The organism is Anaerobacillus sp. MEB173 (assembly GCF_052119505.1).
Lineage (GTDB): Bacteria > Bacillota > Bacilli > Bacillales > JBJMAU01 > JBJMAU01.
Genome location: NZ_JBJMAU010000021.1, coordinates 43,744 through 53,142, shown reverse-complemented (window position 1 = coordinate 53,142; position 9,399 = coordinate 43,744). Strand labels below are relative to the sequence as shown.

General features: G+C 36.4%; 10 protein-coding genes. 8 read left to right on the top strand and 2 right to left on the bottom strand.

From position 1 onward, the window contains the following. The coding region (locus tag ACJ2A9_RS21150; RefSeq protein ID WP_441423687.1) for an S-layer homology domain-containing protein at nucleotides 1-2,085 on the bottom strand (2,085 nt) is incomplete at its 3' end. Nucleotides 2,086-2,612: 527 nt separating this feature from the next. Here ACJ2A9_RS21150 and ACJ2A9_RS21145 point away from each other — a divergent pair. The 7 genes from ACJ2A9_RS21145 to ACJ2A9_RS21115 all read left to right on the top strand — a co-directional run bounded on the left by ACJ2A9_RS21145 (nucleotide 2,613) and on the right by ACJ2A9_RS21115 (nucleotide 7,068). Then, nucleotides 2,613-2,771: a helix-turn-helix domain-containing protein gene (locus ACJ2A9_RS21145; protein WP_441423686.1), complete on the top strand. Its 159-nt coding sequence runs from the start codon at nucleotides 2,613-2,615 to the stop codon at nucleotides 2,769-2,771. A 374-nt stretch (nucleotides 2,772-3,145) separates the two neighbouring features. Beyond that, nucleotides 3,146-4,435 carry an IS21 family transposase gene (gene istA / locus ACJ2A9_RS21140; RefSeq protein WP_441423685.1) on the top strand — a complete coding sequence of 430 codons (1,290 nt, stop codon included), beginning with the start codon at nucleotides 3,146-3,148 and terminating at the stop codon, nucleotides 4,433-4,435. Further along, on the top strand, nucleotides 4,428-5,195 hold the full coding sequence (gene istB / locus ACJ2A9_RS21135; protein WP_441423684.1) for an IS21-like element helper ATPase IstB: 768 nt from the start codon (nucleotides 4,428-4,430) through the stop codon (nucleotides 5,193-5,195). Before istA ends, istB begins: the two co-directional genes overlap by 8 nt. A gap of 1 nt (nucleotide 5,196) precedes the next feature. Further along, nucleotides 5,197-5,511, top strand: coding sequence for a hypothetical protein (locus ACJ2A9_RS21130; protein WP_441423683.1), 315 nt, complete (start codon nucleotides 5,197-5,199; stop codon nucleotides 5,509-5,511). 83 nt (nucleotides 5,512-5,594) lie between these two features. After that, nucleotides 5,595-6,032 (top strand): competence protein ComK, encoded by a 438-nt coding sequence (locus tag ACJ2A9_RS21125; RefSeq protein ID WP_441423682.1) that lies wholly within the window; start codon nucleotides 5,595-5,597, stop codon nucleotides 6,030-6,032. 144 nt (nucleotides 6,033-6,176) lie between these two features. Beyond that, on the top strand, nucleotides 6,177-6,623 hold the full coding sequence (locus ACJ2A9_RS21120) for a hypothetical protein (RefSeq protein ID WP_441423681.1): 447 nt from the start codon (nucleotides 6,177-6,179) through the stop codon (nucleotides 6,621-6,623). Between the two features lie 208 nt (nucleotides 6,624-6,831). Further along, on the top strand, nucleotides 6,832-7,068 hold the full coding sequence (locus tag ACJ2A9_RS21115; protein WP_441423680.1) for a hypothetical protein: 237 nt from the start codon (nucleotides 6,832-6,834) through the stop codon (nucleotides 7,066-7,068). 260 nt (nucleotides 7,069-7,328) lie between these two features. Here the strand turns inward: ACJ2A9_RS21115 and ACJ2A9_RS21110 are convergent, their stop codons facing one another. Beyond that, on the bottom strand, nucleotides 7,329-8,168 hold the full coding sequence (locus ACJ2A9_RS21110) for a nuclease-related domain-containing protein (RefSeq protein ID WP_441423679.1): 840 nt from the start codon (nucleotides 8,166-8,168) through the stop codon (nucleotides 7,329-7,331). A gap of 115 nt (nucleotides 8,169-8,283) precedes the next feature. Between ACJ2A9_RS21110 and ACJ2A9_RS21105 the strand changes: the two genes are divergently transcribed. Further along, nucleotides 8,284-9,381: a transposase gene (locus ACJ2A9_RS21105; RefSeq protein WP_441423678.1), complete on the top strand. Its 1,098-nt coding sequence runs from the start codon at nucleotides 8,284-8,286 to the stop codon at nucleotides 9,379-9,381. The last annotated feature ends 18 nt before the right edge of the window (nucleotides 9,382-9,399 follow it).

The following is a 9,399-nucleotide window of genomic DNA, read 5'->3' as shown; positions in this document are numbered from 1 at the left end:
CACACTTCTCGTAATCTTATGATTGTTACCATGAATTGTTACATCTCTAGTTACATTCAAGTAGCCATCTACTTCGATATCTGCTCCTAGTTTGATTATAGGCACGTTAGAATCTGCCAATTTTGCAATTAGCTCTTCTTTGGTTGTAACAGTTACCGCACTTTGGGCACTAGGAGTAACTGACGTTGATATCCCTGCTTCTCCACGAATAGGGCTACTTTGACTTCCTTTGTATGCCAACACCTTAAATAAATATGGTAAATCATTAGTTAGTCCTGTCACAGTATAGCTAGTACCTGTTATTGGATCTGAAGTACTCATTCCACTAATCCAACCAGATGCGTTGCTAGGAGCGCTCGTTCCTTGATAATAATAAACCTCATACCCAACAGCACCTGAAACAGCAGTCCATGTTAGCGCAACTTCTCCATTCCCTGCACTTCCAGTAAGACTGGTGACTTGATCAACAGTTGGCGTACTACTTCCACCTCCACCTCCAGCTGGTGGTGTAACATTACCAACACGATCCTTCACACTATCATAGTTCGAAATAAAGTCTGACTCCTTCTTCCCATCTGCAAGAACTACCTTCTCAAGGGATGCTTTATCACCAACGTTCAACTTTGCATCTGGATTTTTAGCAGTGATCTCGCCAACTTTACCGTCCGTATTTAGCTTCATTGATGCATTGGATTCAACGTTTACTCGTTCAATATCTACTTTACCTGATAGTGTGATATCGCCCTTTGATTGAACAGCTAGATCGGTTACCTTTCCGCTAAGTTCTACTTCCTTAACACCGTCACGGATTGTTACCTTTGGAAGTGTAACTCCTTCTGCTGCGGTAATATTCGCATTTCGAGAAACACTCACATCTTTTACAGATGTGTTCCCTCTTGCTTCTACATTTACACCCGTTTTGTTTACATCAACGGAATTCAGCGATGAATTATTGAAGATCACTGTATTCTTTTTCGTATTAAGGATGGATACAGCTGCTGCTTTAACCTTAGCTTCTGTGATAAATGTTTTTCCTTGAACGGTTACGTTATCCGCATAGAAAACATTTTCAGCTTGACCGCCAACTTCAAAGTCGCCAGTAATCGTAACGTTTTTAAGAGTTACGTAGTCAGCACTCACTTTCACATGGCCATCAATTTTCGTATTTCCGCAATCTAGTACAACGTTGCCGCTATAGTTGGCATCTGTAGAATCTTTTCCACTGTTAGTCAGCACCAAGTATGTAATTTTATTAATTGTATTGTCTGAAGTTCCAAATAAAATTTTTGCACCTTTAAGTGCTTCTTTATTGTTTTCATTAAGTAAGCCTTTTAAATTATCGGCAATGTTATACGTTACTCCATTAATAGTAACAGTCGTATTCGTTACAGCTTCCAACACTTTTAGCTTTTCAGTTGGTGCAGGAAGTTGTGAACCACCAAGTAACTCAGAACGATAAACAAATGTAGCTGCTTGTCCACGAGTCACATTTTCCCCTGGTGCAAAAGTCGTTGAAGTCTTCCCAGTAGTAATCTCATAATCTACGAGAGTAGCAACCGCAGCACTATACCATGCGCCAGCTTTCACATCTGAGAATCTATTATTTGAACCACTCAAATCTAGGTTATATGCAGTTACAAGCATTTGAGCGAGTTCTGCACGGGTAATTGTTTCGTTTGGTTTAAAGGTTCCGTCTTTGTATCCATTGATAATCTTAGCATCTACTAAGGCATTGATTGCACCTGTATACCATTCACCAGCTTTCACATCGGTAAAATTTGATTTTGACGTATTCGAAGTATCAAGTTCGAGTACTTCTGCTAGCATTTGTGCAGCCTCTGAACGCTTAACATTTGCTTGTGGTTTATATGTTCCATCTGAATAGCCTTTAAGAACACCTTGTCCAACCAGATACTGAACAGCTTCATAATAAAAAGCATTACTTTGAACATCGGAAAAACTTGCACTAGCAGCATCAGCTGATGATACATTAACAGGGGCAATAGGAGCTGCGATCGTTGCAACTACAGCGGCACTTACGGAAGTGGCAAGAAATTTACGAAATGACCTTGGGTTATATGACATCTTACAAAATTCCTCCTTTTAAGTAGGTAGTAATATATGAATAGTGCACTATATATTTGTAAAAAACCTCCTTTTCCAGTAATGAACCTTAGTTAAAAATCATTATTTTTTAGGTCTATTGATACCTATTTCATAAAAATTGATAGTGCACTTCCAAATTAACAGGTTAATAGTCTTGTAATTTACGTAAGTCATTATGACTAATATATAGAAAATTATACCATTATTACCATTTGTCGAACCACTGTTATTTCTGGAAAGTTTCTACATTTTTTGACAACATCCAACTTTTTACGCGATTATATTTTGTATCTAAGGGTATATCTGTGTGTGTTTATGTCTTTTTTATGTCCATTTCTTGAAAATGTGACCTGGCGCACGATTGCTATAGACCTACTCCTATGTCCTCTAACTATCATCACAATACCTCGAACATTTTTTCTAAAAACCTTCCCAATATGAACTATAGTTCATGGTCTGATTCCTATTGCACATAGATAATAGGTGCAAAAAGGAAGGTGGTCCTCTTGGTTGACAAGCAAGCAATTAAAAAAAGCCTCGGCAAGTATATCAAACAACGAAGAGAGGCCATCGACATTCGGCAGGAGGAATTAGCATTTCGTGCTAACCTTTCGATGAGATATATAAGTCGCTTGAAAACGGCAAGCAAGCACCAACCGCCATAACACTATTTCATTTAGCCATTGGAGTTGAGGTGAAGCTTTCGGACCTTATTGAGTATGTAGAACAGGAAACTGATCCTTATAACCATATTAATCACCAAGATTAAGGCAAATATATTTCTCCTCAGCCACAACAACCACTTCCCTCCAACATATCCAACCAAATAAAGGAGTTCTCCAATATGACCACATTAGTACAGGATTATGAGATTTCTAAGCAAACTATGGCTCTACTCCCTGTTGCCCATATCGATTATTGTACAATTGTCTTAGAACCTGGCAGAATACAAATGCTAAATTAAGAATGTAAATAAGTGATCGTTTAAGTATGTACAGATTCGATAATATGGCTGCATAATATTCTTGAGGTGGATATTATGCATATGCAGATAAATATAAATACAGATATCGAAATTACTAGTCTTTTAGATCTACCTAAATTAAAAATGTTGATGGAGAGTTTAAAGATGAAAATCAATAAGAGTAAATTGGCTCGTGATATGGGCGTTGATCGGAGAACAATTGACAAATACTTAAAGGGTTATGAACAGAAAAGTACTAGGGAACGGTCATCAAAACTTGATGACTTTTACGAAGTCATTAAACTTCTTTTATCAGAAGAGTCAAAGCAGGTTTTTTATTACAAACGAGTATTGTGGCAATATTTAAAGGATAATCATGGGCTTGATTGTGCCCAATCTAGTTTCCGAAGGTACATATCTACTAAAGAGGAATTTCAAAGTTATTTTGATTCAGGAAAACGTAAGAGTTCAAATAGTGAGGTGATCCGTTTTGAAACACCACCAGCTGAGCAAGCACAATTGGATTGGAAGGAAAATATTCGGTACATTACCAAGGATGGTGAGATCCTATATGTAAATGTTTGTGTACTCCTACTCGCTCATTCAAGGTTTCGAACCTTTCACCTAGCTATCTCTAAATCTCAAAGTTTATTATTTTCATTCCTTACGGAAAGTTTTGAAGCATTTGGAGGAGTACCTAAAATGGTACTAACAGACAACATGAAAACTGTTATGGACGAGCCACGAACAGAATATCAAAAAGGAACAGTGAATGAGCGTTTTTATCAATTTAGTAAAGATATGGGGTTTGAAGTGAAGCCTTGTATTGCTGGTAGACCAAGGACAAAAGCGAAGGTAGAAGCTCCGATGAAACTACTCGATGAGATTCATGCTTATCAAGGAAAGTTTGATTATAAGGAACTTCATCAGTTTGTACAGAAGCTGTGTAATCGTATCAATAGTAGTTATCATCAGGGGACAGGGAAAATACCAATACTAGCACTACAAAAAGAAAGAAACCTCTTATCTCCATTACCACATGAACGAATAAGAGGTTTCTATAAAATTGATCGTATACAAGTGAAAGTAAATCCATCAAATATGGTTCCTTTCAAATCCAACCAGTATTCAGTCCCACCTGGATACATCGGGAAAACTCTTAGTTTACAAGTATACGATAACCATATCTATATTTATTATAACACGGAGTTAGTTGTCAAACACCCTATTAGTCAATCGAAGATTAATTACAAACCTGAACATTATATTGAGACTTTGGCTAGAGGGCTGCCGTCTTCCACCAACATAGAAGATCTGGCTAGAAAAAATTTAGAAGCAATTAACGAGGTGTATAAAAATGAATAGCAGTTATAACAAGCTTGTAGAGAATTTAGAGTATTTAAAGTTAAAACAGATGCTAGTACATTTGGATGATACGATTGATTTTATGACAAATAATCAATTGTCATTTACAGATACATTAATTAAGCTTACAGATTACGAAATAGATATGAAAGAAATAAACATGGTGAAATCAATGGTGAAGGTAGCAGCCTTCCCTCATCTAAAAGAAGTAAAAGACTTTGATTTTGATTTCCAGCCGACGATTAACAAACAACAGATATTAGACTTTACAACTCTAAGGTTTATTGAACAAAAAGAGAACATTGTTTTCTTAGGACCAAGCGGAGTTGGAAAGTCGCATTTGGCAACTTCAATTGGGATAGCAGCTGCCAAAAAAAGGACAAGTACGTACTTTATTAAGTGTAATGAGTTGATTATGAACTTAAAAAAAGCCAGACTTGAAAATCGGCTAGAAAATAGGCTGAAACATTATGCAAAATATAAGTTGCTTATTATCGATGAGATCGGATACCTCCCTATTGACGCAGAAGATGCGAAGTTATTTTTTCAGTTAATTGATTTGAGATATGAGCAGAAAAGTACCATTCTAACAACAAACGCTAGTTTTAAAAATTGGGGAGACATATTTCAGGATACCAAAATCGCCAATGCCATCTTAGACCGTGTTCTACATCACGCGACAGTAGTAAATATTATTGGAGATTCATACCGTCTAAAGGATCATTTTAAAAAAGAAAACACCAAACAGGGGGATAGATAATATGAATCCATCGAGACTAGCAGAAACAATACAGTTCTTTCGTTCATATGGAATAAAAAGTAATAATGAGCTAATAGAAGAATGGTTAAAAGCTATTTCAAACACACAGGCTTTTAATTTACCAGTAAGTGAGGAAGATCTATACGAATTTAATGAGTGGTGCAGATGGAAAGGCACGGCATATGAAGATGGCATTGATGATCAAACTAAAATCGCAAGATTATTAGAGGAAATAAAGGATCTAAAAAATGAAATCTCCAAGTTAAAAAATGAGAAAGCAAATATAGAAGATAAGCTAGGACTAGCTCCATTTTAATCAGTTATAACCTCCCCCAGCATCAAGGTTTGTAGGCTGGGGGAAACTTAAAAATATTCCTGAGCAAAAATGTACATTCTAAAATGATCAAAAGTGTACATTCTATAGTTGACATTTATAGCAGAAGACTCTATACAAATAAACGACCATTACAACTTATTAAGGAGTCCTGCTTAGATGGTGGTTCTACGTATGACGGTAGACGAACGGATGTCACTCATCTGACAGGTATACATAGTAAAGTACCGATCCCCATTCATCCGCTTGAAGAGATCTATTGCTTTCCAACTCATTCTGCAACCCAATTTGAGTGCAGCTGGCTTTTTTACAGGCACATTAAATCCTTTGATGCAAACAATCCATCATCGCAAACAATCATTACCTTTCAGGATTACCAGCAACTAGAGCTTGATGTCTCTCCTTATGTTATTGAAAAGCAAATGCATCGTACAGCGTTTTGCATGCTGCGCTTTGGCCATCGAACTGCTCCATCATCTTTCTACCAGCCTTCTTTTCTGTGAAAAAAAACCTCTGTTTCCCATTTACTCCTGCCACCATACCTGTACGCTCTTTCACCATAAATGAATATCTCAACTAAATTATTCTCAAACACTAGCACTTTTTCCTAGCCTATTGCTATATACACATTAAAGGAGGAGTTCAAAATGCTAAATAACGGTTCAATCGAAAAATTCTCTGCCTACTCACAGTTTACAACTGTGAAGGAATTCAATGCTCATGTCGAACAATGGCTCTCACAACATGGTCATAAGTTTTCAAAGGGAGAGCTCATTTGCCTTCAACGGTTACTTCGTTATTCTGTCAAAATCATCGGTGTTGCCAATGTCAAAATTGCCACCGTACTCAAGGTCATTAATGAGGAATATTACAGTAACGGCATCTCCCGCTCTACCTTCAAGCGAATGGGTGTCAAAGCAAAACAGCTTGGAATGGTTGAAGTGCTTGAGTTAAAGCGTGAAAGCGGCGGTCAATCAAGTAACCTCTATATTTTTCAACGCTATCCAGCATTCCGAAACCATAATGAACTACCGAACGACAAGCATACCGCAAACAACACTGATCATCATGGACAACATAAATACTCAACATGAACCACCAAACAGTGAACAATTGAACCACCAAAAAACTATTTTATCTTTAAAAACTACTACTAATAAAAAGATAAATAAACGTATAGAATCGCTAGTTCAACAATCTACTCTTGATCACACCTATACAAGCGACCGAGTCCCACTAGTATTTAAAAACCTAATGAAATCCTTCTGTGATCGTTTTGACAAAATTGAGGAATATTGGCGAATGGTCCAGATCGCTGCCTACAAAAACAACTACGACAATGGCCAACAAACAATGACCGATATTGCCATTCAATCGTTCAAGCAAATGATCCGTGGGATAAAGCAGCGAACAGTTCGAAAACCAATCGCTTATTTTTATGGGATTTTGATGAAGAAGTTTGAGAGTGAATATGTTAGAGAGTTAATTGAGTTAGTGCTTGGAGTTGGCTGTGTTACTGGTACATGGCTAGAGGGATGAGTATGGAGTGTAAGCATATGAGCATTCAAAGATCGAGATACTTGGTAGGGACTTATCATTTTAAAACTATGACTCTTTGTGATTAGGCTTGAAAGCCCTACAGAGATTATCCCTACAGAGCCTTTCTTATTTTATTTAACTATTTACTCTTTAGACAAGCTTCGTGTGGTGATAGGCACTGTTCCTAACTTCACAGGTTTTTTCACACATTTGGGCGGTGTCACCGTTACCCGATATATTTTTGAATTTACTTCATTTATTTACTTGATCATTTTTTGGTGTTCGTAGCAATAGACTTTACCTTCAAACTTTTTATTTTTTAGACAAAAAGTCTTCACTTTCTCTGAGACTACCTTTTTACAAGTTTCACATTGAGACTCTTTTCCTGGTTCCTTATCTGTTTTCTGCGCTTTTAAGGATTGCTCATGGTGTTGTCTAATTTTTGGATCGGCAATATTCGCTTTTGAGAATGCAGCGTAAATCTTTGATATATCATTTTCATTAAGTAATGGCTCTTTGTGTTCCAACTTCAATACAGATACTTTTCTATGTATAAATTCAGACAACTCAATGTCATAAACAATGATTTCATCTGAAGCAATTTTACGGAACTCCGTATCAACATTAAACGTACATCGCTTTGTAAAAGACACCATAGATACAAAATTTTTATGATACTTTTTGTCTATGATAGATTTAAGTGCTTGAATATGACCATAATTCTGCACAAATGGGTTCATCATTTTAAACTTTCCGTTGACAAGCCATGTCTTTCTGTCTTTGCTACCATAGATAGTACCTTGATAGTTTTTCGTTTCAATGACGATCACCCCATAGGGTGTGATAACTACATGGTCAATCTGGGAATACCCTGATTTTGCTTTTGGATTTTGGACAAGTAGATCACTTAGAAACCGACAATCCTTTGGCAACTGATCCAGTTGAATACAAATTTTGTACTCTCCTAATTCACCTTTTCTTTTCGAGATTTGTTCATTACTTCTTTTGGGCTTTGCAGCCTTTGTCTCCTTTTTCGGTTCTTTGTTTTTTGTTTGTATTTGATCTTTACTCTTCTTTAACAAATTCAAAAATTTAAACATAATTAACCCCTTTAACCATTCGCTGACTTTGCTATAATTGTATCTAACATTCTAATAACTTACATTTATTAGTTATGTATTCAATAATATTAAAACATTTAGAGTGGAGGTTTTTATGTCTATTTTTCGTTCGTTATATTTGTTCATTAAAGAGTCGCTACACTACCTCTTATACTTTCTTATACTTTACCTTAAGTCCTCTCACAACATCAAAATGGAAAACATTGCACTTAGGAGTCAATTAGCACTTTACATCCAGCACTATGAAAAACAGAAACTACCCAAACCGACACCAACTCCTGCATTTAGGCAGCTTTGGGTTTTCCTATCGAAGCATTTGGACAATTGGAAGTCTTCCTTAGTTCTTGTCAAACCTGAAACCGTTGTTAAATGGCATAGAACAGCTTTCAAATTTCATTGGAAATTAAAATCAAGAAAAACTGGAAGACCTAAAATATCTCGAGACACTATCCTCCTAATCAAACGTGTACATAAAGAAAACCCAATACTTTCACCAGAAAAAATTCACGAGAAACTACGTCTATTAGGAATAGAAAAACCTCCTGCGCCAAATACAATTGCTAAATACGTTCCTAGTACTAGAAAGCCACCTACTAACAAACAACTTCAATCTTGGAAGACATTCCTTAAAATTCACCAAAGTGATACTTGGGCAACTGACTTTTTCACCGTACCTACTTTAACCTTTGATGTTTTGTATGTTTTGGTGATTATTCATCATCAAACTCGTGAGATTATTCACTTTGGAGTGACGAGTAACCCTACTGCTGAATGGACAATACAACAATTTAGAAACGCTACACCTTATGGATATGTTCCAAAGTATCTCATCCATGATAACGACACCATTTTTCGCTCCAAAGCATTTCAAGGATTTTTAACCTCATCAGGAATTACATCCAAAAAAACAGCATATAAATCACCGTGGCAAAATGCGTATGCAGAAAGAGTGATTGGAACAATTAAACATGAATTGATAAATCAAATTATTCCGCTTAACCAATTACACTTACATAAGATTCTTTACGAATACATCTACGATTACTACAATACAAATCGAACTCATCAAGGTTTACGAGGGAATACACCAGTACCTTCTCCAGTTTACCTACCGACAACTGTAAAGAACACAAAATTAAAAGCTAATCCTGTACTGAATGGGCTTTACCATACATACAAAAAAGTAGCTTAAATGCTTACACCTTTATAC

Coding starts and splice junctions, on each gene's coding strand:
- ACJ2A9_RS21130 (WP_441423683.1), top strand. CDS start 5,197: ATGAATCCATCGAGACTAGCAGAAACAATACAGTTCTTTCGTTCATAT.
- ACJ2A9_RS21110 (WP_441423679.1), bottom strand. CDS start 8,168: ATGTTTAAATTTTTGAATTTGTTAAAGAAGAGTAAAGATCAAATACAA.
- ACJ2A9_RS21125 (WP_441423682.1), top strand. CDS start 5,595: ATGATCAAAAGTGTACATTCTATAGTTGACATTTATAGCAGAAGACTC.
- istB (WP_441423684.1), top strand. CDS start 4,428: ATGAATAGCAGTTATAACAAGCTTGTAGAGAATTTAGAGTATTTAAAG.
- ACJ2A9_RS21115 (WP_441423680.1), top strand. CDS start 6,832: ATGGTCCAGATCGCTGCCTACAAAAACAACTACGACAATGGCCAACAA.
- istA (WP_441423685.1), top strand. CDS start 3,146: ATGCATATGCAGATAAATATAAATACAGATATCGAAATTACTAGTCTT.
- ACJ2A9_RS21120 (WP_441423681.1), top strand. CDS start 6,177: ATGCTAAATAACGGTTCAATCGAAAAATTCTCTGCCTACTCACAGTTT.
- ACJ2A9_RS21105 (WP_441423678.1), top strand. CDS start 8,284: ATGTCTATTTTTCGTTCGTTATATTTGTTCATTAAAGAGTCGCTACAC.